This window comes from Streptomyces sp. NPDC052040, assembly GCF_044548405.1.
Classification (GTDB): domain Bacteria; phylum Actinomycetota; class Actinomycetes; order Streptomycetales; family Streptomycetaceae; genus Streptomyces.
Genome location: NZ_JBIUBV010000007.1, coordinates 39,595 through 65,496, shown reverse-complemented (window position 1 = coordinate 65,496; position 25,902 = coordinate 39,595). Strand labels below are relative to the sequence as shown.

The 25,902-nt window shown below is 68.5% G+C and carries 21 protein-coding genes and 1 pseudogene; 18 read left to right on the top strand and 4 right to left on the bottom strand.

Features of this window, described 5'->3' with window-relative positions; all coding sequences use genetic code 11:
• Positions 1-58 precede the first annotated feature (58 nt).
• The 6 genes from infB to ACIHAA_RS16425 all read left to right on the top strand — a co-directional run bounded on the left by infB (position 59) and on the right by ACIHAA_RS16425 (position 6,869).
• Complete coding sequence (infB, locus tag ACIHAA_RS16450) at positions 59-3,205, top strand: translation initiation factor IF-2 (protein ID WP_399817554.1); 3,147 nt, start codon at positions 59-61, stop codon at positions 3,203-3,205.
• A 221-nt stretch (positions 3,206-3,426) separates the two neighbouring features.
• The gene (locus tag ACIHAA_RS16445) at positions 3,427-3,720 is read left to right on the top strand and encodes a DUF503 domain-containing protein (RefSeq protein WP_399817552.1); all 294 of its coding nucleotides are present in this window, start codon (positions 3,427-3,429) and stop codon (positions 3,718-3,720) included.
• 38 nt (positions 3,721-3,758) lie between these two features.
• Positions 3,759-4,211 (top strand): 30S ribosome-binding factor RbfA, encoded by a 453-nt coding sequence (gene rbfA, locus ACIHAA_RS16440; RefSeq protein ID WP_399817551.1) that lies wholly within the window; start codon positions 3,759-3,761, stop codon positions 4,209-4,211.
• Entirely contained in the window at positions 4,208-5,113 is a 906-nt protein-coding gene (truB, locus tag ACIHAA_RS16435) for a tRNA pseudouridine(55) synthase TruB (protein WP_399817548.1), read from the top strand. Before rbfA ends, truB begins: the two co-directional genes overlap by 4 nt.
• 379 nt (positions 5,114-5,492) lie before the next feature.
• Positions 5,493-6,449 (top strand): bifunctional riboflavin kinase/FAD synthetase, encoded by a 957-nt coding sequence (locus ACIHAA_RS16430; RefSeq protein WP_399817545.1) that lies wholly within the window; start codon positions 5,493-5,495, stop codon positions 6,447-6,449.
• Between the two features lie 189 nt (positions 6,450-6,638).
• Positions 6,639-6,869: a DUF397 domain-containing protein gene (locus ACIHAA_RS16425; RefSeq protein ID WP_399817543.1), complete on the top strand. Its 231-nt coding sequence runs from the start codon at positions 6,639-6,641 to the stop codon at positions 6,867-6,869.
• Positions 6,870-6,974: 105 nt separating this feature from the next.
• On the opposite strand, the gene ACIHAA_RS16420 is transcribed toward ACIHAA_RS16425, so the two are convergent.
• From ACIHAA_RS16420 to eccE, 3 genes are all read right to left on the bottom strand, one after another.
• Positions 6,975-10,217 (bottom strand): SCO5717 family growth-regulating ATPase, encoded by a 3,243-nt coding sequence (locus ACIHAA_RS16420; protein WP_399817541.1) that lies wholly within the window; start codon positions 10,215-10,217, stop codon positions 6,975-6,977.
• Between the two features lie 188 nt (positions 10,218-10,405).
• On the bottom strand, positions 10,406-11,257 hold the full coding sequence (locus ACIHAA_RS16415) for a hypothetical protein (protein ID WP_399817539.1): 852 nt from the start codon (positions 11,255-11,257) through the stop codon (positions 10,406-10,408).
• Entirely contained in the window at positions 11,257-12,570 is a 1,314-nt protein-coding gene (gene eccE, locus ACIHAA_RS16410; protein WP_399817537.1) for a type VII secretion protein EccE, read from the bottom strand. The genes ACIHAA_RS16415 and eccE overlap by 1 nt, the downstream gene beginning before the upstream one ends.
• A 407-nt stretch (positions 12,571-12,977) precedes the next feature.
• On the opposite strand from eccE, the gene eccB reads away from it, so the two are divergent.
• The 11 genes from eccB (at position 12,978) to ACIHAA_RS16355 (ending at position 24,470) form a co-directional block, all read left to right on the top strand.
• Positions 12,978-14,564, top strand: coding sequence for a type VII secretion protein EccB (gene eccB, locus ACIHAA_RS16405; protein WP_399817535.1), 1,587 nt, complete (start codon positions 12,978-12,980; stop codon positions 14,562-14,564).
• A 207-nt stretch (positions 14,565-14,771) separates the two neighbouring features.
• Entirely contained in the window at positions 14,772-15,083 is a 312-nt protein-coding gene (locus ACIHAA_RS16400; RefSeq protein WP_361665786.1) for a WXG100 family type VII secretion target, read from the top strand.
• Between the two features lie 91 nt (positions 15,084-15,174).
• The gene (locus tag ACIHAA_RS16395) at positions 15,175-15,459 is read left to right on the top strand and encodes a WXG100 family type VII secretion target (protein WP_399817533.1); all 285 of its coding nucleotides are present in this window, start codon (positions 15,175-15,177) and stop codon (positions 15,457-15,459) included.
• A gap of 217 nt (positions 15,460-15,676) precedes the next feature.
• Positions 15,677-16,936: a type VII secretion-associated serine protease mycosin gene (gene mycP / locus ACIHAA_RS16390; protein WP_399817531.1), complete on the top strand. Its 1,260-nt coding sequence runs from the start codon at positions 15,677-15,679 to the stop codon at positions 16,934-16,936.
• A gap of 44 nt (positions 16,937-16,980) precedes the next feature.
• The gene (locus tag ACIHAA_RS16385; RefSeq protein WP_399817529.1) at positions 16,981-17,331 is read left to right on the top strand and encodes a hypothetical protein; all 351 of its coding nucleotides are present in this window, start codon (positions 16,981-16,983) and stop codon (positions 17,329-17,331) included.
• Positions 17,332-17,369: 38 nt separating this feature from the next.
• Positions 17,370-18,806, top strand: coding sequence for a hypothetical protein (locus ACIHAA_RS16380; protein WP_399817527.1), 1,437 nt, complete (start codon positions 17,370-17,372; stop codon positions 18,804-18,806).
• Positions 18,807-18,893: 87 nt separating this feature from the next.
• Positions 18,894-20,192 carry a type VII secretion-associated serine protease mycosin gene (gene mycP / locus ACIHAA_RS16375; RefSeq protein WP_399817525.1) on the top strand — a complete coding sequence of 433 codons (1,299 nt, stop codon included), beginning with the start codon at positions 18,894-18,896 and terminating at the stop codon, positions 20,190-20,192.
• Positions 20,193-20,779: 587 nt separating this feature from the next.
• On the top strand, positions 20,780-21,934 hold the full coding sequence (mycP, locus tag ACIHAA_RS16370) for a type VII secretion-associated serine protease mycosin (RefSeq protein WP_399817524.1): 1,155 nt from the start codon (positions 20,780-20,782) through the stop codon (positions 21,932-21,934).
• A gap of 345 nt (positions 21,935-22,279) precedes the next feature.
• The gene (gene mycP / locus ACIHAA_RS16365) at positions 22,280-23,503 is read left to right on the top strand and encodes a type VII secretion-associated serine protease mycosin (RefSeq protein ID WP_399817522.1); all 1,224 of its coding nucleotides are present in this window, start codon (positions 22,280-22,282) and stop codon (positions 23,501-23,503) included.
• A gap of 247 nt (positions 23,504-23,750) precedes the next feature.
• Positions 23,751-24,050 (top strand): hypothetical protein, encoded by a 300-nt coding sequence (locus ACIHAA_RS16360; protein ID WP_399817520.1) that lies wholly within the window; start codon positions 23,751-23,753, stop codon positions 24,048-24,050.
• A 114-nt stretch (positions 24,051-24,164) separates the two neighbouring features.
• Complete coding sequence (locus ACIHAA_RS16355; RefSeq protein WP_399817518.1) at positions 24,165-24,470, top strand: hypothetical protein; 306 nt, start codon at positions 24,165-24,167, stop codon at positions 24,468-24,470.
• A gap of 284 nt (positions 24,471-24,754) precedes the next feature.
• Here ACIHAA_RS16355 and ACIHAA_RS16350 read toward each other — a convergent pair.
• A pseudogene (locus ACIHAA_RS16350) lies at positions 24,755-25,303 on the bottom strand (transposase family protein); the annotation flags it as partial.
• Between the two features lie 80 nt (positions 25,304-25,383).
• Between ACIHAA_RS16350 and ACIHAA_RS16345 the strand changes: the two are divergent.
• A complete protein-coding gene (locus ACIHAA_RS16345) occupies positions 25,384-25,797 on the top strand; it encodes a hypothetical protein (protein ID WP_399817517.1) in 414 nt (137 codons plus the stop codon).
• Positions 25,798-25,902 lie beyond the last annotated feature (105 nt).

Here is a 25,902-nt window from a genome sequence, read left to right as displayed (position 1 = left end):
TGAGTACGCCCATGAACTAGCGACGGTCCGGACGCAACCCGGACCTCAAAGGAGCGAAGTGGCTAAGGTCCGGGTCTACGAACTCGCCAAGGAGTTCGGTGTGGAGAGCAAGGTCGTCATGGCCAAGCTCCAGGAACTCGGTGAATTCGTCCGTTCGGCGTCCTCGACGATCGAGGCGCCCGTAGTACGTAAGCTGACCGACGCATTGCAGCAGGGCAACGGCGGTGGCGCGAAGTCCGCCCCCCGCAAGGCCGCACCGGCCAGGCCGGCCGCGCCCTCCCCGGCGCAGGCCGCCCGTCCGGCTGCCCCGCGCCCGGCGGCGCCCAAGCCCCCGGCGGCCGAGCGCCCCGCGGCCGAGGCCCCCGCGGCCGAGCGCCAGGCGGCTCCCGCCCCGGGTCCGCGGCCGACGCCCGGCCCGAAGCCCGCGCCGCGGCCCGCCCCGGCGGCCCCGGCTCCGAGCACCCCCGAATTCACGGCACCCCCGGCGGCTCCGGCCGCCCAGGCGCCGCGTCAGGGTGCCCGTCCCGGCGGTCCGAAGCCCGGCGCACGTCCGGCCACGCCCGGCCAGAGCCAGGGTCAGGGCCAGGGTCAGGGCCAGGGTCAGGGTCAGGGCGGTCAGTCCGCGCGTCCCGGCGGTTCGCGTCCGGCCGCTCCGGGAGCGCGTCCCGGGGCCCGTCCCTCGGGTCCCCGCCCGGGCAACAACCCCTTCACCTCCGGTGGCTCCACCGGCATGGCGCGCCCGCAGGCGCCCCGTCCGCAGGGCGGCCCCCGTCCCGGCGGTCCCGGCGGTGCCCCCGGCGCCCCGCGTCCGCAGGGTGCGGGCCAGGGCGGTCCGCGTCCCCAGGGTGCTGACCGTGGTCCCCGTCCCCAGGGTGCGGGCGGCGGTCCGCGTCCGCAGGCTCCGGGCGGTCCCCGTCCGACGCCGGGTGGGATGCCCCGTCCGCAGGGCGGTCCTCGTCCCGGCGGCGGTCCCGCGGGTCCGCGTCCGAACCCCGGCATGATGCCGCAGCGTCCCGCTGCCGGTCCTCGTCCCGGCGGCGGCCCCGGCGGCCGCGGCCCGGCCGGTGCCGGTCGTCCCGGTGGCGGCGGCGGTCGTCCCGGTGGTGGCGGCGGCTTCGCCGGTCGTCCCGGTGGCGGCGGCGGTCGTCCCGGTGGCGGTGGCGGCTTCGCCGGTCGTCCCGGTGGCGGTGCCCCGGGCGGTGGCGGCGGCTTCGGCGGTGGCGGCGGTGGCCGTCCCGGCTTCGGCGGTCGTCCCGGTGGTCCGGGTGGCCGCGGTGGCACGCAGGGTGCCTTCGGCCGTCCCGGCGGTCCGGCGCGTCGCGGCCGCAAGTCGAAGCGGCAGCGCCGTCAGGAGTACGAGGCCATGCAGGCCCCGTCGGTCGGCGGCGTGATGCTGCCCCGCGGCGGCGGCGAAGCCATTCGCCTGTCGCGCGGTGCCTCGCTCACCGACTTCGCGGAGAAGATCAACGCCAACCCGGCCTCCCTCGTCGCGGTCATGCTGAACCTCGGCGAGATGGTCACGGCCACGCAGTCCGTCTCCGACGAGACGCTCCAGCTCCTCGCCGACGAGATGAACTACACGCTTCAGATCGTCAGCCCCGAGGAGGAGGACCGCGAGCTGCTCGAGTCCTTCGACCTGGAGTTCGGCGAGGACGAGGGCACCGAGGAAGACCTGGTCGTCCGTCCGCCGGTCGTGACCGTCATGGGTCACGTCGACCACGGTAAGACCCGCCTCCTCGACGCCATCCGCAAGACGAACGTCATCGCGGGCGAGGCCGGTGGCATCACCCAGCACATCGGTGCCTACCAGGTCGCGACCGAGGTCAACGGCCAGGACCGGGCGATCACCTTCATCGACACCCCGGGTCACGAGGCGTTCACCGCCATGCGTGCCCGCGGTGCGAAGTCGACGGACATCGCGATCCTCGTGGTCGCGGCCAACGACGGTGTGATGCCTCAGACGATCGAGGCCCTGAACCACGCCAAGGCGGCCGAGGTGCCGATCGTGGTCGCGGTCAACAAGATCGACGTCGAGGGTGCCGACCCGACCAAGGTGCGCGGTCAGCTGACCGAGTACGGCCTGGTGGCCGAGGAGTACGGCGGCGAGACCATGTTCGTCGACATCTCCGCCAAGCAGGGTCTGCACATCGACAGCCTCCTGGAGGCCGTCGTCCTCACCGCCGACGCCGCCCTGGACCTTCGGGCCAACCCGCACCAGGACGCGCAGGGCATCTCGATCGAGTCCCGTCTCGACCGCGGCCGCGGTGCCGTGGCGACGGTCCTCGTTCAGCGAGGCACCCTGCGGGTCGGCGACACGATGGTGGTCGGCGACGCGTACGGCCGTGTCCGGGCGATGCTCGACGACAACGGCAACAACGTGTCCGAGGCGGGCCCGTCGACGCCGGTGCAGGTCCTGGGCCTCACCAACGTCCCGGGTGCGGGCGACAACTTCATCGTGGTGGACGAGGACCGTACGGCCCGTCAGATCGCGGAGAAGCGCGCCGCCCGCGAGCGGAACGCGGCGTTCGCCAAGCGCACGCGCCGTGTCTCGCTGGAGGACCTGGACAAGGTGCTCAAGGCCGGCGAGGTCCAGCAGCTGAACCTGATCATCAAGGGTGACGCTTCCGGATCCGTCGAGGCCCTCGAGTCCTCCCTGCTCCAGCTCGACGTCGGCGAAGAGGTCGACATCCGCGTCCTGCACCGCGGCGTCGGTGCGGTCACGGAGTCGGACATCGACCTGGCGATGGGCTCCGACGCCATCGTGATCGGCTTCAACGTCCGCGCGGCCGGCCGCGCGGCGCAGATGGCCGAGCGCGAAGGCGTGGACGTCCGGTACTACTCGGTCATCTACCAGGCGATCGAGGAGATCGAGGCGGCCCTGAAGGGCATGCTGAAGCCGGAGTTCGAGGAGGTCGAGCTCGGTACGGCGGAGATCCGCGAGGTCTTCAAGTCGTCCAAGCTGGGCAACATCGCGGGTGTTCTCATCCGCTCCGGCGAGGTCAAGCGCAACACCAAGGCGCGCCTCATCCGCGACGGCAAGGTGGTCGCGGAGAACCTCAACATCGAGGGTCTGCGTCGCTTCAAGGACGACGTCACCGAGATCCGCGAAGGCTTCGAGGGTGGTATCAACCTCGGAAACTTCAACGACATCAAGGTCGACGACGTCATCGCGACGTACGAGATGCGCGAGAAGCCGCGCGTCTGACACCCGGCAGCGGGTGTCACGCCGGACGAGCGCCGCTGGCCGACGGGACCTGGTCCCGTCGGCCAGCGCGCCGTCTTCCCGGGGTTTTCCCCGGGCCCGGCGGCTCCCCGGGGAAAACCCCGTCGAGCCGCCTCGGGTGTTCGTTGTACGGTTTTCGTGTCCCCGCCCCTTCCGGCGGCGGGGCCATCGATCCCGTACCGGCGGGTCATCCGGAATCACAGATGTATGTGGGGACGCTGTCCTTCGACCTCCTTCTGGGCGACGTGCGGTCGCTGAAGGAGAAGCGCTCCGTCGTCCGGCCGATCGTCGCCGAGCTCCAGCGGAAGTACGCGGTGAGCGCGGCGGAGGTCGGGCACCAGGATCTCCACCGGCGGGCCGTCATCGGCCTCGCGGTGGTGTCCGGCGACGCGGGGCACGTGACCGACGTACTGGACCGCTGCGAGCGGCTGGTCGCCGGGCGCCCCGAGGTGGAGCTGCTGTCCACGAGACGGCGCTTCCACGGCGACGACGACTGAGCAATGAACACAGACAGGAAAGAACGGGAGACGGACCAGTGGCCGACAACGCGCGTGCCAAGAGGCTGGCGGACCTCATCCGAGAGGTGGTGGCCCAGAAGCTCCAGCGCGGGATCAAGGACCCGCGGCTCGGTACACACGTCACCATCACGGACACCCGGGTGACGGGTGACCTGCGGGAGGCGACCGTCTTCTACACGGTGTACGGGGACGACGAGGAGCGGCAGGCCGCTGCCGCGGGCCTGGAGAGCGCCAAGGGCATCCTGCGCTCCGAGGTCGGACGGGCCGCGGGCGTGAAGTTCACCCCCACCCTCACCTTCGTCGCGGACGCCCTGCCGGACACCGCCCGGACCATCGAGGACCTCCTCGACCAGGCGCGTGCCTCCGACGCGAAGGTGCGCGAGAGCGCCACCGGCGCCGCGTACGCCGGTGAGGCCGACCCGTACCGCAAGCCCGGCTCCGACGACGAGACGGACGACACCTCCGCATGACCCAGCAGCACAGCACGCCCGACGGCCTGGTCATCGTCGACAAGCCGTCGGGCTTCACCTCGCACGACGTCGTCGCCAAGATGCGCGGGATCGCGAGGACACGGCGCGTCGGCCACGCCGGGACCCTGGACCCGATGGCTACGGGCGTGCTCGTCCTGGGCGTGGAGCGGGCCACCAAGCTCCTCGGGCACCTCGCCCTGACGGAGAAGGAGTACCTGGGCACCATCCGGCTCGGGCAGAACACCGTCACGGACGACGCCGAGGGGGAGATCACCTCCGCCGCCGACGCCTCCGGCATCACCCGCGAGGCCGTCGACACGGGCATCGCCAAGCTGACCGGCGACATCCTCCAGGTCCCGTCCAAGGTCAGCGCCATCAAGATCAACGGGGTGCGCTCCTACAAGCGCGCCCGGGACGGCGAGGACTTCGAGATCCCCGCCCGCCCGGTCACCGTCTCCTCCTTCGCGGTCTACGACGTCCGGGACGCGGTCGCCGAGGACGGCACCCCGGTGCTGGACCTGGTGGTCTCCGTGGTGTGCTCCTCCGGGACCTACATCCGGGCCCTCGCCCGCGACCTCGGCGCCGATCTCGGGGTCGGCGGCCACCTCACCGCCCTGCGGCGCACCCGCGTCGGCCCGTACAAGCTCGACTCCGCGCGCACCCTGGACGAGCTCCAGCAGGAGCTGACCGTGATGCCGGTCGCCGAGGCCGCCGCGGCCGCGTTCCCCCGCTGGGACGTGGACACCAAGCGGGCCCGGCTGCTGACGAACGGCGTCCGGCTGGAGATGCCCGACGAGTACGCGGGCGCCGGTCCTGTCGCCGTCTTCGACCCGGAGGGGCAGCTCCTCGCGCTGGTCGAGGCGCACAAGGGGAAGGCCAAGAGCGTGGCGGTGTTCGGCTGAGGCCGACCCGGGGCGCCCCGGTGCGCCTGCTGTGAGGGGGCCGGGCCGTGGTCGATGACCTTCGGGCAGTCGCCCGTGGAGCGGCGGTCACGGGGTACCTGCCGCCGCTCCACGGTCCCCCCTCGTTCCCCCTCCAGAGGTCTGTCCATCACCCCCCGTCCATTCACCCCAATGGGCAGGCGCTCGGAGTGAACCGAGGGAGTGGAAGGGGGCGCGTTCGCCGCGCGCCCTGTTCCCTCGATCATCGGAGCGGTGCCGCCGCCGCACGTGCCGCCCGTCACAGCCACCACGCCGATGCGGAGCGCAGGGCCCCGGCATGGCACCCTTAGACCTGCGTACAAGGCAAACACGGACACGGGTTCGACGAGGAGCGGTCACAGTGCAGCGCTGGCGTGGCTTGGAGGACATCCCCGAGGACTGGGGGCGCAGCGTCGTCACCATCGGCTCCTACGACGGTGTCCACCGCGGGCACCAGCTGATCATCCGGCACGCTGTGGCCCGCGCCCGCGAGCTGGGCGTCCCCTCGGTCGTCGTCACCTTCGACCCGCACCCCAGCGAGGTCGTGCGCCCCGGCAGCCACCCGCCCCTGCTCGCCGCCCACCACCGCCGCGCCGAACTCTGCGCGGAGCTGGGCGTCGACGCGGTCCTGATCCTGCCCTTCACCACCGAGTTCTCCCGGCTCTCGCCCGCCGACTTCGTGGTGAAGGTCCTGGTCGACAAGTTGCACGCCAGGGCCGTGGTCGAGGGCCCCAACTTCCGCTTCGGCCACAAGGCCGCCGGAAACGTGGAGTTCCTCGCCGAGCAGGGCAAGACCTACGACTTCGAGGTCGAGGTCGTGGACCTGTATGTGTCCGGTGACGCGGGCGGCGGCGCACCCTTCTCCTCCACCCTGACCCGGCGGCTGATCGCCGAGGGCGACGTGGAGGGCGCCGGAGAGATCCTCGGCCGTCCGCACCGGGTCGAGGGCGTGGTCGTACGCGGCGCCCAGCGCGGCCGTGACCTCGGCTTCCCGACCGCCAACGTGGAGACCCTGCCGCACACCGCGATCCCCGCGGACGGCGTCTACGCCGGGTGGCTGCACGCCCAGGGCGAGGTGATGCCGGCCGCGATCTCCGTCGGCACCAACCCTCAGTTCGACGGCACCGAGCGGACCGTGGAGGCGTACGCCATCGACCGCGTGGGCCTCGATCTCTACGGTCTCCATGTCGCCGTGGACTTCCTCGTCTACGTCCGCGGCCAGGCCCGATTCGAGTCGCTGGACGCCCTGTTGGAGCAGATGGCGGAGGACGTCAAGCGCTGCCGGGAGCTGATCGCGGCCGCGGAGAGCGGCGTCTGAGCCGGGCCTGAGGCCGGGCCCGATCCGGGCGTGATGCGCGTCCGGTCCGCGTCCGATCCGAGCGTGCCCGGTTCGTCCCGCCTGTGCCGTTCTCGCTGTCCAAGCTCCGTGCCGCCGCGCTGAGTTGTAGAATCCTCGCTGTCCGTAAGGTCGGCAAGGCCGGTGAGTTCGGTGGAACGGAGTGAACGGGTGGCGACCGAGCAGGAGAAGGAAGCGCTGTACGCCATGGACATCAGTGGCGTCGAGTGGGTCGGTTCCCCCGACGGTCCCCAGGACGAGCGGGTGGAAATCGCCTACCTGGAGGGCGGCGCGGTGGCCATGCGCAACTCGGCGGACCCCGACACGGTCCTGCGCTACACCGAGGCGGAGTGGCGGGCGTTCGTACTCGGGGCCCGCGACGGGGAGTTCGACCTGCGGTAACGACGACGGGCGGCCACAGCCGCGCACATGCCTGAGGGCCGACACGATGAACGTGTCGGCCCTCAGGCGTTGCGGGTCGGGCAGGCACCTACGCGGCGCCCGGTCTCACTGCTGGGTCCAGCCCGGCGGTACCGGGCCCTGCGGGGGCTGCTCCTGCTGCGGGGCGGGCGGAGCCGGGGGCTGCTGCCAGCCCTGGCCCGGCGCGGGCTGCTGCTGCCAGCTCTGCCCCGGCGCCGGGGGCTGCTGCCACCCCTGGCCGGGAGCCCCCTGCGGCCAGCCCTCACCCGGCTGGGGGGAGCCGCCGGGCTGACCGTAGGCCTGCGGGGGCTGGTGCGGGTGCCCGTAGCCCTGCGGGGGCTGCTGGTACTGGAGGTTCGGATTGCCGAAGCCCTGCTGGGTACGGGTGATGTCCTCGGCGATCAGCGCGGCGAGGTCGAAGTAGGCCTCGCGGGTCTTGGGCCGCATCATGTTGAGGTCCACCTCCGCACCCGCCGCGAGGTGCTCGTCGAAGGGCACCACGACAACACCGCGGCAGCGGGTCTCGAAGTGCGCGACGATGTCCTCCACCTTGATCATCTTGCCGGTCTCGCGGACCCCGGAGATCACGGTGACCGACCGCTGGACCAGATCCGCGAAACCGTTCGCCGACAGCCAGTCCAGCGTGGTCGAGGCGCTGCTCGCACCGTCCACCGAGGGTGTGGAGATGACGATCAACTGATCGGCCAGGTCCAGTACTCCGCGCATCGCGCTGTAGAGAAGACCGGTACCCGAGTCCGTGAGGATGATCGGATACTGCCTGCCCAGCACCTCCAGCGCGCTGCGGTAGTCCTGGTCGTTGAAGGTGGTCGAGACCGCCGGGTCCACGTCGTTGGCGATGATCTCCAGACCCGAGGGCGCCTGCGAGGTGAAGCGGCGGATGTCCATATAGCTGTTCAGCTGCGGGATCGCCTGCACCAGGTCACGGATGGTGGCACCGGTCTCGCGCCGCACCCGTCGGCCGAGAGTGCCCGCGTCCGGGTTGGCGTCGATCGCCAGGATCTTGTCCTGGCGCTCGGTGGCCAGCGTCGCGCCGAGCGCCATGGTCGTCGTGGTCTTGCCCACGCCGCCCTTGAGGCTGATCACCGCGATCCGGTAGCAGGACATCACCGGCGTACGGATCAGCCCCAGCTTCCGCTGCCGCTCGGCCTCCTCCTTCTTGGCGCCGAACTTGAACCGCGACGGGCTCGTGTTGTTCTTGCGCACCTTGGGCTGGTTGCGCAGCAGCCGGTCGGAGGACAGCTCCACGGCGGCGTTGTAGCCGAGCGGAGTGCCGGGCGTGGCCTGCGGCTGCGGGCCACCGGGACCGGCCTGGGGGCCGACCGGCGCGGTCCAGCCCTGGTTGCCGTAGGCGGCGGGGGGCTGTTGCGGTGTCTGCTGCTGGGGCGCCTGCGGTTGAGATGCCTGCGGCTGAGGCGCCTGCTGTTGCGGAACGGACGGGGCGGGCGGCTGCTGCTGGGCGGCCGACTGCTGCGGCTGCTGCGGCTGGGCGGGCAGGGGGTAGCCGTAGCCGGGCTGCTGGTGCGGGTAGCCGTAGGCGACCGGTCCGGGCTGTTGCTGCTGCGGCAGCGGCTGGGCGGGCGGCTGCTGCGGTCCCGGCTGCGCGGGCGGCTGCGGGTAGCCGTAACCGGCGGGACCCGGCTGGGGCTGGTGGGGCGGCTGGGGGTAGCCGTAACCGGCGGCCTGGGGCTGCGGAGGCTGGGGGGCCTGCGACTGCGGGGGCTGGGGTGCCTGGCGCGGGTCGACCGGACGGCCGCCCTGGGCCGGGACGGTGGGCGGCTGGGGCGGCCCGAACGAGCCCTGCGGCGGCACCTGGTGCTCGGGCGGTGCGGGATGCTGCGGGGGCACCTGGTGCTCGGGCTGGACAGGGTGCTGTGGGGGACCGAAGCCGGTGGCGGGCGCCGTCGGAGCCTGGCCCGGCTGCCCGGCCTGCCGCGGTACGCCCGGGGTGGACTGGGCGGGCACATAGCCCTGCGGCAGCGGCGGAAGCTCCTGGTCCGCCAAGGGCGCGGCGGGGGCCTGCGCGGGCGGCTGCTGCGCAGGGAGGGGGCCGGGGGCGGGGGGCGTCTGCGCCGCGATGTCCGTGGCCGTGGGGGAGTTCGGCTCCCCAGCGGGTGCGGTGCCGGTGGCGCCTTCCTGGGCGCCGACGTTGTCCGCGGCGGCGGGTGCGGGGGCGGTGGGGTCGGTGGGGGCGGGTACGGCATCCGCCGAACCTTCGCCCTCCGCCGCCGGGGCGGACTCGGCGGCCCCGTCCGGTCCATTGGACCCGGCGGACCCGGTGGTTGCCTCCGGCTCCGCGTCCTCGGTCCGCTTCTCCTCCGGCTCCTCGTCGTCGGAGTCACCGCCGAACAGCCTCTGGGCCTCCGCGTCGGCGGCAGCGTGGTTCAGCTCGGACACCGGCTCCTCGGGGGCGGCGCCCCGGGGAACCTCCGCCACGGGAGCGGCCGCAGGGGGCTCCTGGGCCGGGGTGTCGTCGTCGACCGGCCGCAGTACGGGGAAACCGGGCGCGCTCGGCGGCTGGGCCGGGGCCTGCGGCTCAACGGGCGCCTGCTGAGGGGCGGGTGCCTGCGACTGGACCGGCGGCTGCGGCTGGGCCGGTGCCTGTTGGTGGGCCGGTACCTGCTGGTGGGGCTGCGTCGGGGGCGCGCCCATTCCCGTGGCCGCCGGGGGCGCGCCCTGGGGATAGCCGTAGCCGAGGGGCGCCCCCGGGGGCGTACCCGGAACGGACTGCGGCGGCGGAAAACCGTAGCCACCCATCCCGTTCGGGCCGGGTGCACCCGATGCGTCCGGTGCACCCGGTGCGGCGGGCGCACCCGGTACGCCAGGAGCCCCGAACGCGGGCTGCGGCGGCACGCCCTGGGCGTACGGCTGCGCCGGTGCGGGTGCCTGGGGAGCGGGCGGAACATGCGGAGCAGGAGTCTGGGGCGCGGCAGCAGCATGCGGCGCGGGAGCCGGGGGCGGGGCAGCGTGCGGCGGAACGGCGTGCGGTGCGGGACCGGGACCCCCCGGCTGCCCGGCCGGAGGCCCGGACGGCTGACCGGCAGGAGAACCGGACGGCGGTCCTACGGGAGACCCGGAGGGCGGTGCGAGGGGAGACCCGGACGGAGGCCCGAAGGGTGACCCGGACGGCGGCGGTGGCGGAGTCTGCCCGGCGTCCCCCGGCCCACCGGCCGGAGCTCCCTGCGTGGTGCTCTGGGCATACCAGGCGGGAGGCGTGTAGACGATCTCGAACTCGCCGGTGAGGTCAACCTCCTGATCGTCCCCGTCCGAGGACGGGCTGCCGCCGTTGTACTCGGACCGATCGCTGTTCACTGCTTGCCTCCTGGTCAGCCACTGCTGCTGAGCTGAGTTGGTCGTCGTCGCGGCCGGGCGGACCGAGTGGCGAGCCCACGCGGCTGCGAACGTCACCGCATCACCAGAAGACTAATCACTCGTATCGCGCGAGGGAAAAGTGCCCGTCGGCGCCTGTGCCCCGTGCCGCGACCCGGGGCGACGAGGCGTCAGTCCATGCGGCGGGCAGCGCCGAGCAGGCCCGTCTCCGCGTCCGTGGGCTCGGTCATCACAAATCTGCGGTGCTGGCGTGTGCACCACAGGGCGACCCCGTCGTAGAGGGTCGGCAGCGCCTGGAGCTGCTCGTCCGGAATGCCCAGCGTGTCCCGTACAACCTCGGTCTCCTGCGGCGAGATGCGCTGGATGCCGACCAGATGCGCCTGCGCCAGCCAGCGCGGCGCATGCTCACTGACGAAGGGCAGCACCGTCACAACGGACTGCCACGGCAGGGAGGTCACCCGTCCGCGCGGCGGACGGACACCGCAGTCCCGGATCAGCACCACCGGACTGGAGACGGAGGGCCCCTGGGCGGGCACCCGGCCCACCGGATAGACCGTCACACACTGCTGGCCGCCGCCCGCCGCCTGCGCCAACTGCTGCCAGGCCCCCGGACGGCCGGTCTCCACCCCCACCCGGGCGCCCGTCGCCGCGGCACGCAGCGCCAGCACCTGCGCCAGCCACAGCCCGCCCACCAGGACGATCTCGTAGGGAGTGGGACGGGACAGGCCGAGCACCGCCGGACGCGACTCCGGATCGGTGCCGATGAGCACACCGTCGTCACCGATCGGCACACTGATCGCGGCCAGCTCGTCGACGGTGACCACATGGCGGTTGCGGCGCGGCCCGCGCAGCCCGAACCCGGGGCTGACGACGCGCCGCTGCTCCGGCGCCGCCTGCGGCTGGTGGGCGACCGGGACCACCCCGGTGTCGGTGGGCGAGGCCACATGCGCGGGAGTGCGCCCGGCGGCCCGGCCGTGCTGGCCCGGCGGGACGGGCGACGCGGAGGGAGCGGGATGGGACATCAGTACGTACCTCCGAGGGGCAGGGTGGCGAGGGCTCCGGGAACCTGCTCCCGGTCGAGGCGCACCAGACCGACCTTCTCCGCGCTCGCGGCCCGTTCCAACTCCCGTCCCACCTGCACGAGTTCACTGTCACCGCGGGTGGTGATGCGAAGGTGCCCGGCGAGGGAGACACCCCGGCTGCCGGCCCGGCCCAGGGTCACACTGAACGTCGTGGCGAGGACGGGCATCGAGGTGAAGCGCGTGACCAGCTCGGGCAGTCCGACCCCGCCGTTGCCCAACTGGGGCCAGCGGGACAGCCAGTACGTGGTGTGCCACCGGTCGTCGACGCGCCAGCTGCGCACCGACTCGACCGTGCGCCGCTGCGGCTGCCGCCCCTCCTGGGCGTGCTGCGCGTTGGCCCGCGGGTTGAGGCAGCTGGACGTCGCCAGCGCCTGCACCAGCTCGGTCTCGTCCAGGATGGTCGCCTTGAAACCGGCCCCGGCCAGTCGGCTCACCAGCTGGTCCGCCACCCGCAGCAGCGCCCGCTGCGCCCCCGGCACGCCGTCGCCCCGGGCCTGCACCGCCTCCGGGCACAGCTCCGGATCGAGCTTGAGCGCGACCCAGGTGAGCCGCAGCGCGGGGGAGCCCGCCTGCGCCTGGAGCGGACCGTAGGACCGTACGGCGACCGACTGCGGCGGCAGATGCGGCGCGGGCGCGGGCTGCGTGTGCTGCACGACCTGCGCGGACGCGAGCCGGATCCCGTCGACCTCCAGCGCGTCGTGCACCAGATGGAGCGGCAGCTGCCGCCCGGCGGACTCGGGACGCAGCGGCTGGTCCCCGGGCTGTACGAAGAGGACGACGGTCAGGAAGGTCCCGTCGCCGATCATGCCGATCGAACGGTCGTCCCGGGACACGAAACGGCAGGTGCGCAGCGCCGGGTCGCACTCGACGACCGGCGCCAGCATCGCTTCCGTCCCCGGCGGCACGGGCAGCTTGGCCTCCCGCAGCCGCCGCCTCAGGGCGCGCGTCGTCTCGTACCACTCGGGCAGCGGACGGCGGCCCCGGCGCAGCACGGCCGGAAGCAGCAGCAGCGCCGCCACGGCAACGGCCGGAGCCAGCAGCCAGGGGGCGCCCGCGGCCCAGGCGGCCAGCACGACCGCCACCGCCAGCTCCATCAGCACGAGCTGCGGCAGCCGCAGCGGTCCCATGCCGCCCGGGCGGGGCAGCGTACGCGGCGACGCGGCGGGGGCCGCAGCGGGCCCGCGTCCGCCGCCCGGGCCGTCCTGTTGCTGCGGTGCGCGGCCTCCGCGCCGAGTGCTCGTAGCGCTGGTCATCCCCCGGGACATCCCTTTCGCGAAATAATGGCCGTTCGTCGGGCGGATCCGCTGTGGGGATCCCGCGACGGGCCAGGGGCACCGAAGGCCCACGTCGTCCATGCGCTGGCTCACGGTACCCGCTGCTGAACGCGGGGCGACACAGGGGACACCGGTACCCCGGGCGGTCAGCCTGCCACGGACCGCTCCCGTACGGTGGTGCGCCGTGTGAGGCTCTGTGAAGATGCGGGGGCGGCCGCCCACCTGACGAGCCGTCGGCCCGCGGTGCAGTGCGATAGTAAATGCCTGCTCGGCCGCAGCGGCCCTCCGAGTACGTCACACACACGCCGAAACACGCACGCCGAAGTACGCACGTCGACACACACGTCGAACACGCAGAGCATCACACAACGGGAGACCTGGGGACCATGGCAAAGCGTCGGGACGAGCTCGCCGCCTACACGTACGCGCGCAAGCGCACCGTCGCGGCCTTCCTGGCGCCGTCGCCGGGAGGCTCCGACGAAGGTGCACCGCGCCCGATGCAGACGGTGATGCCCAGTCTGGCCATGGGTGTCGTCCTGGTGGTCGGATTCATCGCCTGGGGCGTCATCAAGCCCACGGCGCCGCCCGGTTGGGACACCCCCGGCGAGTACATCATCGTCGACAGCGACTCCACGACGCGCTACGTCGTCCTCGACGACAAGGCGGCCAACGGCAAGGACGTCGCCACCCTGCACCCGGTCCTCAACTACGCCTCCGCCAAGCTCCTGCTGGACAAGGACAAGGGCAGCGTCATCGAGGTCCCCGGCAAGGCGATCGACAAGAGCGGCATCCCGCACGGCGCGACCCTCGGCATCCCGTACGCCCCCGACCGGCTGCCCGCCACGGAGGACGCGGAGAAGGCCAAGACCTGGGCGGTGTGCGAACGCCCCGCCCCGGGCTCCGCCGACGCCATCGACCGCGCCGTCTTCGTCCTCGACGCGGGCGACGCCACCTCCCTCGCCGACGCCGGGAAGGTGGACGCGGGCGAGGCCCTCTACGTCGTCGACTCCAAGACCTCGCAGGAGTACCTGGTGGACGGCCGCGGCAGCGCCTTCCTGCTGGGCGGCCCCTCCGGCCTCGACAGCACCACCATGGAGCAGCTGCGCGCGGCCGTCGTCGGCACCACGGCCCGGCCGCAGCCGGTGAGCGAGCAGTGGCTGCACACCCTCAACCCGGGCGGCGCCATCACCTTCCCCACCGTGCCCTCCGCCGGCCGGCCGACCGCGCTCAAGGGCCTGCCGCAGGAGGCGCAGACGGTGGGCCGGGTACTCAAGGCCGATGACGCGCAGGGCACCCAGTACTACGTGGTCCTGCCCGACAAGGTCGCCACGATCACGCCCTTCGTGGCCAGCCTCCTCAAGAACTCCCCGTCCGCCAAACTGGCCTACGGCACCGACCCGATCGCCGACATCAAGGTCGCCACCCCCGACATCATCGCCGCCAACGGCGGCGGGGCGGCCACCTTCTACGCGGACAAGGGCTGGCCGCAGACCGTCCCGCGGCAGGCCAACCCGGCAGCCACGGCGACCGGCCAGGCCCGCACCACCTCGTGCAGCGTCTACGACGGCACCGTCGGCGCCGACCGCAAGCCCCGGCTGGCCGCCTGGGCCGGGACGGCGTACCCCAAGAAGGTGGTCGCCGACTCGCTCAGCGCCTATGTCTCCTCCGGCTCCGGACTCCTCTTCCAGGAGGTCACCGGTACGGCACAGGGCGGCGGCGCCACCTATCTGCTGACCGACACGGGCCTGCGCTACTCGCTCCCGTCGAACAACGACAGCTCGGCCGCGTCCTCGTCGCCCTCGACGTCGACCTCGTCCTCCTCGTCGGACGCGAGTGAGACGGACAAGGCCCGCACCCGCCTGGGCTACGAGAAGGTCTCCAACCCCGCGGTCGTACCGCAGTCCTGGGCGACCTTCATCCCCAAGGGACCCACCCTGGACACCGGCGGCGCGGCCCAGCCGCAGGCCCAGTAGGCCGCCAACAGCGTTGTACCGGCGCGCACTTGAAGCAATCGATCACAAAAGCATCGCTCAAGTGTGTGAGCCGTGTAACTGATTGCCCTTGCCGGTGGATGCGTGACAGGCGGACGATAGAGTGTTTGCAGCACTCAAGGCTGCGAAGCTTTCCGGGCACCTGGTGCAGGCTTCCCGGATCAACAACAACATGGGGGAAGGTTCAACATGGCCGGCCAGTTCCGGGTAACAGAAGACGAACTGACCAAGCTCTCCGGGGACATCAGCACCGCGAACGGTCAGATCCAGGGTGAGATCCGCCGGCTCAACGGCGTCATCGACCAGATCGCGGGCGGCTGGCAGGGCCAGGCGGCCCAGTCCTACCGGCAGCTTCAGGAGCGTTGGAACGCGGACGCCAAGAGGATGAGCGACATCCTCAACGACATCAAGGAAGCCGTGGACTCCACGCGGAGCAACTACTCCGCTTCGGAAGAGCAGCAGAACTCCGAGATCAGCAAGATCATGTCCGACTTCGGCTGATCCAGACCCTCGGGCGCAGATTCTCCACGATTTTCTGCACTCTTCCCTTCTTTTCCACTGATTTCCTCGACTCTTCCTGAAAGGGAACGCGATGTCGATCCTCGTCAATTACGCAACCATCACCAACGCGTCCACGGACGTCCGCAGCACCGCGGGCCGCATCAAGCAGCAGCTCGACGACCTCGAGGCGGCCGTCAAGCGCGTCGCCAGCACCTGGGAGGGCGAGGCGCAGGAGGGCTACCAGCGCAAGCAGCGCGAGTGGGACACCACCGCCGCCGACCTGCACGCGACCCTGCTGAAGATCTCCACCGCGCTCCAGAGCGCCGCCGAGAGCTACCAGGCCACCGAGAAGAGCAACGCCTCGACCTGGGGCTGAGCCGTCGGCATCCCGAGGGACACGGTATGAGGAGGATCGGCCCAGCCGACGCCGCGGCGTCCGCTGGGCCGACCCCGTCTCCGGGGCCGCGCACAGAAAATGCGACACACCTTCACATGCGCCGGGGCGCCTCCACCGGCCCCCGACGCATGACCACACCCACCGACACGACACAGCTTCGACTTCGCCGGAAGCACCAAGCCCTGGGGGCCTGAACATGGGGGGCCTGACAGCCCGTTCGCACCGCAGCGACATCCGGACCCACACCCTGCGGGGTGCCTTCGGCGTGCTCGCAGCCACGGGAATCTGCCTCGCCACGGCCGCGTCGGCACCGGCAGCACCGCCGACGCCCACCCGCCTCGCCGACTCCGGCAGCACCGAGTGCGTCTTCGGCGGCGCTGTCATCAAGTCCACGCCCTGGTCCCTCCAGCGGCTCCTCCTGGACCAGCTGCGCGGCCAGGCGACGGGCAAGGGCGTCACGGTCGCCGTGGTCGACACCGGCGTCGACGACTCCAACCCGCAGCTGAGGGGCGCCGTCCTCCCCGGCGGCGACTACGTCGGCCACAGCGGCGGCACCCAGGACGACGAGGGCCACGGCACCCGGGTGGCGGGCATCATCGCCGCCCGCCCGCTCAAGGGAACCGGCTTCGCGGGCATCGCCCCGGACGCCAGGATCCTGTCCTTCCGTTATACGGGAGCGCAGGACAAGCAGGGCGACTCGAAGACCATGTCCGAGGCGATCACCGCGGCGGTGGCCAAGGGCGCGAAGATCATCAACATCTCCTCGGACACCGCGGACAAGAAGGACAACCTCCCGCTGCGCAACGCCGTGGCCGCCGCCGTACGCTCCGGCGCCCTGATCGTGGCGGCCGCCGGCAACGACGGAGCCGACGGCAGACCGGCCGACACCTACCCGGCCTCCTACCCGGGTGTCCTGGCCGTGGCCGCCTCCGACCGCAACGACGAACGCGCCTTCTTCTCCCAGGCGGGCGACTTCGTGGACGTCGCGGCACCGGGCGTCGGCATGGTCTCCACCGTCCCCAAGGGCGGCCAGTGCACCGCCGACGGCACCAGCTTCGCCGCCCCCTACGTCACGGGCGTCGCGGCCCTGCTGAAGCAGAAGCACCCGGCCTGGACCGCGGCCCAGATCACCACGCGCATCGAGGAAACCGCCCAACGCCCGGGCCGCGGCCCCAACCAGTTCACCGGCTGGGGCGTGGTCGACCCGGTCGCCGCCCTCTCGGACGACACCACACCGGCGAGCACCCCCCACCCGGACCCGCCCACCGCGGCCCGCTCGGGCGAGGTCGTCCCGATGGCCGTGACGATGGGCGAAAGCGCAACAGACCGCGAACGCCGCACCGCCATCTACGTCCTGGGCGTCACCCTCACCCTGACCCTGGTGATCGCAGGAAGCGGAGTAGCCCTACGAGACTGGCGCACCAAGCGAACCAAACCTTCGCACCCGCCCGCCTAAACACACGACGTGAACGCAGAAAACAGGGGAGAGGACAACGGGGTATGAGCAACGGAATGCGGGTCGACCTGAGCGCACTGGACGAGGTCATCCGAAAGCTCTGGACGTTGCTGGACGACATGGACAAGGCAGGCCAGACGTCCCGCTACAACACAGAGATCCCGATGGACGCCTTCGGAAACACCTGCACCTTCTTGGAGGCGGGGGATCTTCATGCTGCGCACAAGGACATGAAGACCGATCTGGAGCGCGGGATTAAGGGATTGCATGAGCTGATTGACAAGTTCGGCAAAAGCACGTCGAAGGTGAAGGACAAGTACACCGAGCAGGAGTACGCAAACAAGCAGCAAATGGGTGGTAATTCCGGGGGCTCGAACGGTGATTGGGCCAAGTAGACCGATCGAGAATCACCTACAGAGGGGAAGCTTTCAACATGGCCGGTGAAAAGGAACTGCCGAAGCCAGTCATCGAGAACGAGGTCTGCATCGCGGGACGTCCCAAGACCAAGACTCAGTTCATCGACTACTCGCTCAAAGAGCTCAAGCAAATGCTCGACGGCACCAACCCCGGGACGATCGAGGAGGTCGGTCGTCACTGGGGCAAGGTGAACGAGATCCTCGCCGGTGGCGAGGGAGGCGGGATCGCCGGCCTCCTCGATAAGGCTGTCGACAACGTTCTGGAGCACTGGGAAGGCGATGCGGCCAGCAGCTTCGAAAAGAAGGCCCGCGAGATCGCGCAGAGCATCCGAAATGCTGCATGGCACGCAGACTTGAACAGCTCCCAGATGGTCGATGCCGGCCACCAGCTGCGCACGTACAAGGAACAGCTGGACGCCGTCAAAGAGCCCAGCACCATGGACAAGGTTGGCGACGCGCTGAGCGACTGGAAGTGGGACGACGGCCAAACGGTGGCCAAGGACCTCCACGCAGGCAAGATGACTGCCGCTCAGATCGCCCAGGCCGACGAAAGCAAGATCGGCGCCAGCCGACAAGCCCAGCTCAATGGCGTCTCTGTCATGGAAAACCTCGGGGCCCAGTATTCGCGAATCACGCGAAACTTGAGGAATAACCACATGGAAGATGACGGTGAAGGGAACATCAAGGAGCCCAGCCGTAACGTAGAGTACCCGCCGCCCGTCATGCCTGTCGGAACGGGAGGGGCATCGCGACCCGGAGAATCGGGCACGGCTCCAAAGCCATGGAGCGCTGGGCCGACGAGCACGATCAAGCCGGCGCCAACGGTCCCCAGGGGCGCCGACGTTGCGGTGCCCCATGATCAGGGCATGGGAGTAACGCGGCTCCCGACCACCAAGACGAACATCGACAGCCTCAGTCCCGGCATTGCGGGACCCGCTCCCGGCGGTGGCCCAGTCGGAGTCGGTGGGGGCGCCAATATCAGCGCTAGCGGAGTCCAGGGCTCAAACATCGTTCCTCCGACGGGAGGATTCGGAGGGGCCATTGCCGAACGTGGTGGCATCGGGGGGCTGGGGGCTCGTGGCGGTGTGACTGGTGGCGGTACGGCAGCGGGGCGTGGCGTCGGTGGTCGAGCCGGTATGGGGGGCATCGGCGGGGGAGCTGGTTCGCTTGGTCGTGGCGGTACCGGAGCCGGTGGCCGTGGAGCTCTCGCAAGGTCCCGAGGAGGGGTGGTCGGCGCTGCGAAGGGCGTAGGCAAGGGGGCCGGGGGCGGGGCGGGACTGCATGGCAGTCGCGGCGGAACCCAAGGCGGTGCCATGGGAGCCAACGGTCGCAAGGGCCGAAAGCCTGAGGAAGGGAAGAACCAGGGCGACCGTCCTGACTACCTGGTCGAGGACGAAGAGACCTGGATCTCGGAAGACGACCGCAACCGTAACGTCCCTCGGACGATCGAGTAGGAACTGGGTGAGCCGCACGTAGAGAGTGCGCGGCTCACCGGTATGAAGGCTGGCGGAACCAGTCGTGGTTGAGTGAGGAGCAGAGAAGTGGGTTTCAAGCGAGTCTGGTCTGCGACGGGAGTCGCGGCGCTGACAGGAGCTCTGCTCCTCACTGCAGCCCCAATCGCATCAGCGGACTATGTTAGAGATCAGCAATGGGCTCTAAAGGTATTCGATGCAAAATCCGTTTGGAATTCGTCTCAGGGGGAGGGCGTCACTGTTGCTGTTGTCGACTCCGGAGTCGATGCCAGTCACCCTGATCTAAGCGGTCAGGTCCTCGAAGGCAAGGATTTCACCGGTGGGGGCAATGCTCAGGAGGACCTGGCGGGCCATGGAACTCGAATGGCGAGTATCATCGCTGCCCATGGCCATGGCGGGGGAAATGAATCTGGCATGATGGGTCTCGCTCCGAGAGTAAAGATCCTTCCTCTGCGCGTCATTCAAAACAAGTCCGACAAGAATCAGGACGAGACATGGGCCGCTGCAGTTCACTACGCGGTGGACCAGGGGGCGAAGGTCATCAACCTGTCTTTTGGGGATGACTACAGCAAGACAGGGAGCACTGGCCGAGAGGCTATCTCCTATGCGGAAGCACACAACGTAATCGTTGTTGCGAGCTCAGGGAACAATGGCGGAGATGTCGGCTATCCGGCCGCCCTGCCTGGCGTCGTAGCCGTGGGCGCGGTCGACAAGGAAGCCAATCTTTGGGACAATTCCAATACCGGAAAACAAGTCGCGCTTACGGCTCCGGGCGTCGATATCCTCGCTGCCAACAAGACGCGTTCCCAGGGATACGGCATCGCTAGCGGAACATCAGATGCTACGGCCTATGTATCAGCAGCCGCCGCCCTGGTTCGCGCAAAGTTCCCCGATCTCACCGCCGGGCAAGTGATCAACCGATTGATCAAGTCGGCGACCTTCGCGCAACATAAGGGACTGAAGGCTCCTGACGAAGAGTACGGTTACGGGATCGTGCGGCCGTACTCGGCGCTGACGATGAACATCCCGGCCGGTCCCAAGGAGAACCCACTCGGTCAACTCGAGTCGTCCGGCTCCACTGCCGGCGGGGAAGCCAATGGGGCGAGCGCCTCACCTCAGGCAGAAAAGAAGTCCTCTACCACCCTTGTAGTGGTTGGCGGTATCGCAGCGGTAGTGGCCCTCGGCGCAATCGCTTTCGTAGTTGGTCGAAGCCGCCGCAACGGCGGTAGCGGTGGCCCCGGGTCCGGTGGCGGAGTCCAGCAGCCCTACCCCAGTACGCCTCCCCACCAGGGGTACCCCGCTCCTCCGGGGCAGGTCCCGCAGCAGCCCAACCCCTACATGCAGCAGCCTCCGCACCGAGGGCAGTAGGCGATACGCGCAAGTCCGGCCCATGACCCTAAGGGCATCGCCCTGGCAGTCCTGCTCTGAAGATATGAGGGGCGGGGATTTAGGCTTTCATCCCCGCCCCTCATGCAATCGATGAAGAATCTCAAAGGCCGTCTCGAACCCAATCGATGGATAACTGAGCCGATGCGAGTTTCGTGAATTTTGTGGGGCGTGGTGCGGACGGCGGTGCGCAGGCAGCCTCGTACATGGCTAAGAATGCGTAGGCCGACAAGGCGGTTGGCAGGGGAAGCGGCAGGAGCCGTTCGTCGAATATTCTCATCGAGTCGGCCAAGTCAGGCGAATTAAGACGAAGTGCTCCTCCGGCGGCATCGCAGCCATCGTGGTCGTGGTAGCCGTTGCCTACGACGCAATCTGCATCCCTAATAGCACTACTAATGGCTCCAGTTCGGGAAACCTCGCCTCAAACGTAGTCTGATGGACCTCTACTCCTTGTCGGTGATCTTGCAGCTACTGTCGTCATCATTGGAAACATTGTCTTGGTGTTTCGCCGTCAACTGTAATAGAAATTGAGAAGGGGTTAGTCATTGAAGTGCGGGCGGGTCTTGTCAATGACGGGCGTCGCGGTTTTGGCGGGATCGGCGCTTCTCGTCTCAGCCCCGATTGCGTCGGCTGACTATGTCAGGGGCCAACAATGGGTCTTGGACGTATACAGGATGAATGACACCTGGGCGCAGACTCAGGGAGAGGGCGTGACAGTTGCTGTCGTCGATTCCGGCGTGAATGGCAGTCACGCTGATCTAACTGGTCAAGTCCTTGAGGGTCAGGACTTTACCGGTGGGAACAACGCCCAGCAGGACTTGGACGGACATGGGACCAGTATGGCGAGCCTCATCGCCGGACACGGTCATGGTGCGGGAAACGCCGCTGGAATGGTGGGGCTCGCGCCGAAAGCGAAGATTTTGCCTCTCAGGGTGCTGGAGACTCAGAGAGACCCGAATCATGATGCTACCTGGGCTGCGGCTGTCCGCTACGCCGTGGACCATGGAGCAAAGGTCATCAATCTGTCTTTCTCTAATGATGGCGGCAAAACTCTCAGCGAGGGTCGTGAAGCCATCGCGTATGCGGAATCGCACGATGTTGTAGTGGTTGCATCCGCAGGAAATCAGGGCTCTGTGGCGGTCGACGAACCGGCCGCATTGCCTGGCGTTGTTTCTGTCGGCGCCGTAGATAAAGACGGTGACCGTTGGGAAGACTCCAACACTGGGAATGGTCTTACTCTGATGGCTCCCGGTGTTGGAGTTCTGGCAGCGGATCCAACTCGTTCGCCGAAATATAGCCTGTCAACGGGTACCTCGGATGCTACGGCCTATGTTTCCGCTACTGCGGCTCTGGTGCGTTCAAAATATCCCAATCTCACCGCCGGGCAAGTTATCAATCGCCTAATCAAGTCGGCGTCGTTCCTTAAGCATAGGGGATTGAAAGCTCCGGACAGGGAGTACGGATACGGAGTCATCCGCCCACTTCAGGCGGTGACAATGGAAATTCCGGTCGGCTCAAAAGAAGGTCCTCTTGCTCAAGTGCCGGACTCAAGTGGAGTCTCCAAAGGCGGCGATGGTGCGAATCAAGCTCGTAAGGGCGAGAGTTCTTCCCTCGGCGGCCTTCTCATCCTCGCCAGTGCCGGGGTTGCAGTGATCGCCGTTGCCGTGGCTTTTGCTGTGGGTGGCAGGCGTCGAAGGTTTCGCAGTCGCGGCGTTGGGGTCTGATATTCTCCCGCAGAGTGCGGGTTTTCCGTCCCTCCATATACCGTTCTGTTCAGAACACTCCCCCAGACCGCGAGAGCAATTAATTCGCTCCGAGGTGGTGGTCACTCTATCCGCATGCTCGGCATAGCGACCGGCAGGCGCACCGCAGGGGCGAATGATCATTTCCGCGTGATTCTTCACTTCCGTCTGAAAGTAGTGGAATAGTTGATAGTTGGAATGCGGGCCAGCAGCGTGAGTCTTGGGCGAGTCCTTTCTGTGACGGGGGTCGTTTCCCTGGCAGGAGCGCTGCTCCTCACTGCAGCCTCAGCTGCGGCAGCTGACTACGTCAGAGATCAGCAGTGGCCATTGAACGCCATTTCCGCAGAGGACGTTTGGGCTGAGTCGCAGGGAGCCGGGATCACCGTTGCCGTTGTCGATTCCGGGGTTGATAGCAGCCATCCTGATTTGACCGGCCAGGTCCTTGAAGGCAAGGACTTCACCAATGGGGGCGACGCCCAAAAGGATGTGATTGGTCACGGAACAGAGATGGCCGCCATTATTGCCGGCCATGGTCACGGAGCAGGAAATTCCTCTGGCGTTGTTGGGCTCGCGCCAAAGGCAAAGATCTTGCCCCTGCGTACGCTTCGGACGAGAAATGACAGTAACTCTGATGAGACGTGGAGTGCCGCAGTTCGATATGCGGTTGACCATGGCGCACAAGTAATTAATTTGTCCTTCGCAAGCGAGAGCGGAAAAACTCTGAGCTCGGGCCGTGATGCCATCGCATATGCAGAGGATCACGACGTCATCGTTGTGGCGGGATCGGGAAACGATGGGTTTTCTGCTGTAAGTGATCCCGCAGCGCTGCCAGGCGTCGTATCGGTTGGCGCCGTGGATAGGAACGCCAACCTGTGGGGGGACTCGAACAAGGGGAAGGGGCTGGCCCTAACAGCTCCGGGTGCAGATATTGTTGGTGCAGATCCCACTCAGTCGAATGGGTATGGTGTGGGCAGTGGAACCTCGGATGCCACGGCTTTTGTGTCCGGGGCTGCTGCCCTGGTTCGCGCAAAATTCCCCAACCTCACCGCCGGGCAGGTGATCAACCGCCTGATCAAGTCGGCAACCTTCGCGAACCACAAGGGACTGAAGGCTCCCGACGAAGAATACGGTTACGGAATCGTCCGGCCGTACTCGGCGCTCACGATGAATATTCCCGTTGGCCCCAAGGGGAACCCCCTCGGACAACTCGAGGCGTCCAGTTCCACCTCGGGCAAGGCACCTCAAGGAACGAGCGCCTCATCGCAGGCGGACAACGAGTCCATCAGCCACAACGTCCTCATTGTGGCTGGCGGCATCGCTGCGGTGGTGGTCCTCGGGGCCGTCGCCTTCGTAGTTGCTCGAAACCGCCGCAACGGCGGTAACGGCGGCCCCAGCTCCGGCGGCGGAGTCTCCCCGCAGGGCGCGGGCCACCCGTATGCCCAGCCGCCGTACCCCAGTGTGCCTCCCCACCAGGGGTACCCCGCTCCTCCGGGGCAGGTCCCGCAGCAGCCCAACCCATACATGCAGCAGCTTCCGCACCAGGGGCAGTAGGCGATGCGCGCGAGCCCTGTTCATGACCCTGAGGGCATGCGCCCTGGCAGTCCTGCTTTGAAGATATGACGGGTGGGGACTCAGGCCTTGATCCCCGCCCCTCATGCAATCGATGAAGAATTTTCTGGACGTCTCGAATCGAACCGAGGTGCGTCGCTCGTCGTTCGATGACTGAGCCGATGCGGGTTTCGTGAAGTTTGTGGGGCGTGGCGCGAACGGCGGTGCTCAGGCAGCCTCGTGGAGCGATATGAGCGATCAGAACGTCGGACTCGGGTCCTTCCCGGTGAGGTTCAGCGACTCGCTGGTCGTGTGGTTGGTCAACCTGCTGGCGGCATCGGTGGTCAAGGTGCCCCTCATCGGAGGACAGGTCGCGTTGGCAGCAGTGTTCACGTTGGCCGCGGCGGTGGCCGTCGGGCTGATGGAGATGTTTGCCCGAGGCGCCCGAGGTATCGCTCGAACCGTGACATTCGTCGATCCGGCGCGACCTGTGGACACTCAGGACCTTGAACCAGAGAATCCGATGGGTGCTTTTAGTGGCCATGCGTAGCGACTTCGGATAGTGCCAGCCGGACTTGAGTAGACCTTAGGAGGACCAGCGTCGAACGACACTGAAGATGCCTCCGCGGCAGATACATTGGACACCCCCGAGCTGCGCAGGAAGGTGACCCGCCAGGTGTGGGGATCCGGAATCCGCAATGGCGGTATCTACGGGATCATGGCGATCGGGGGACCGGCACTGGGCGCGTCCATGACTCGAGTAGGTCTGTCTTGGGTGTTCATCGTCATGGGGCCGATAACTCTCATCGGCATCGTAGGCTTTTTCGCCACTCTCGGCAGCATCCCGGTTGCCGTTGTTGTCACTCGTGGCTGTCGCGAGACGCTCGCACGGTATTCCTTTGATTCCTTCTGGACGCAGGTCGTCAAGGTCGACGGTGCCCAGACGACCATGGATCGCCCGAAAATATGACGCTCACCTTGCGAGCCCACGGGATCCAGGATTCCCCCCTGATGCGGATGAACCCTGTACCTCGGCACGCCCCGTGGCGGAACCCTTGGCCCAGAGGCCTGGAGAGTGGCGTATACGTAGCTGGGGACTTGGCCTTCGGCGCCGTCGGATATGTGCCGGATTCCGGAGCGTTTTTCTTTATGCAGCCCGAGGCATGGGACGCGGCAGTGCAGGACCGCAAGCTGGCGCCCGCCGACCGCGCTACCCGAGCCCAGGAAGCCGGCCTCACCCGAAGGGTCATCTAAGCGTTGTCCCGTGACCCGGCCGGTGCCGCGGTAGCTGCCGCCAACGATCAGTGTGGTGTTGCCGACGTCGTCCTTGGTGCCGGACATTTCCCTGCCTTGCAGTCGTTGCGATTGCCGGGCAGTGGCCAGTCGGCGGCGATGGCGAGACGGGCTCCGCCGTCGATGACGACCTGGTGGTTGGCGGCGTGTATCGGTAGTTCTTCGATTGCTCCGCCACCGCGTGGTCGAGGGTGGGCAACAGGGGGCCGGCCACGGTGAGTACGTCGTCCGTGCGGAGGCTCCTGCGCCGCTACCGGGCGAGCGACGGCTCGAGGTGATCGATGATGCGGTCGGAGGCCGACAACGACGCCCCAAACAGCGGGGCCAGTTGGCGCAGGGTGAGATGGGTCCGGCAGTACGCAGCGATCAGCAGGACTCGGTTCTCCAGGGCTGCCTCTTGCGCTCCGGGTCTGCCCCATGCCGCCGTAGGGCAGAGACCGGCTTGCCGAACTGCTGTGGGCTCAGCCTGGTGAAAGGGGCTGGGGGTGCTGCGCGTGTTCGTGTCACCAGCCGCGTATTTGAAGTGTTTGCATGCGCATTGGTAAGTTGGCGCTTGTCGAGATGGTCCGGCGCTGCTGATGAGGTACCCCGTGGACAAGATCCCCTACAGCTCTCCCCGGACGATGGACCACTCCGAGTTGCTGGAGATGGCTCAGCAGGATTCCGCCCAGGCCAAGATCCTGAAGCAGTCCCTGGAACACCTTGCTTCGGGGCTCGCGGGAGACACGCTCAAGGAGATGGCACAAGAAGTTCTCTCCGGGCGCATGGGTTTGCGTGACGCAGCCGCTGTGGCGGCTTATGCCGAAGAGGCCGTGGAGCAGTCTGCTCCGCTTGCCGAGAGGTGGGCGGCTCTGTCTGAGGGCGAGCGCGAGGCGCTTGCCGCGGAGGGACGATCCCGCCTGGACGAGGAACGTCGGCAACTCGAGGACGGCCGGCGCGCGGAAGCAGAGAATCGCTCGGGTACCAAGGCGCGTCACGATGGGCGTGGTTGGTCCCTGTACTGAGCGATAGGCGTGAACAACACCCAGCGGATCTGTCGCCCGGTGATCGATGACTGAGCCTATGTGGGCAACGGGGGAATTATGGGCTTTCGGGTAGACCCTGACGCG

Coding starts and splice junctions, on each gene's coding strand:
- ACIHAA_RS16445 (WP_399817552.1), top strand. CDS start 3,427: ATGTATGTGGGGACGCTGTCCTTCGACCTCCTTCTGGGCGACGTGCGG.
- truB (WP_399817548.1), top strand. CDS start 4,208: ATGACCCAGCAGCACAGCACGCCCGACGGCCTGGTCATCGTCGACAAG.
- ACIHAA_RS16415 (WP_399817539.1), bottom strand. CDS start 11,257: ATGTCCCATCCCGCTCCCTCCGCGTCGCCCGTCCCGCCGGGCCAGCAC.
- eccE (WP_399817537.1), bottom strand. CDS start 12,570: ATGACCAGCGCTACGAGCACTCGGCGCGGAGGCCGCGCACCGCAGCAA.
- eccB (WP_399817535.1), top strand. CDS start 12,978: ATGGCAAAGCGTCGGGACGAGCTCGCCGCCTACACGTACGCGCGCAAG.
- ACIHAA_RS16400 (WP_361665786.1), top strand. CDS start 14,772: ATGGCCGGCCAGTTCCGGGTAACAGAAGACGAACTGACCAAGCTCTCC.
- ACIHAA_RS16395 (WP_399817533.1), top strand. CDS start 15,175: ATGTCGATCCTCGTCAATTACGCAACCATCACCAACGCGTCCACGGAC.
- mycP (WP_399817531.1), top strand. CDS start 15,677: ATGGGGGGCCTGACAGCCCGTTCGCACCGCAGCGACATCCGGACCCAC.
- ACIHAA_RS16385 (WP_399817529.1), top strand. CDS start 16,981: ATGAGCAACGGAATGCGGGTCGACCTGAGCGCACTGGACGAGGTCATC.
- ACIHAA_RS16380 (WP_399817527.1), top strand. CDS start 17,370: ATGGCCGGTGAAAAGGAACTGCCGAAGCCAGTCATCGAGAACGAGGTC.
- mycP (WP_399817524.1), top strand. CDS start 20,780: ATGACGGGCGTCGCGGTTTTGGCGGGATCGGCGCTTCTCGTCTCAGCC.
- ACIHAA_RS16360 (WP_399817520.1), top strand. CDS start 23,751: ATGAGCGATCAGAACGTCGGACTCGGGTCCTTCCCGGTGAGGTTCAGC.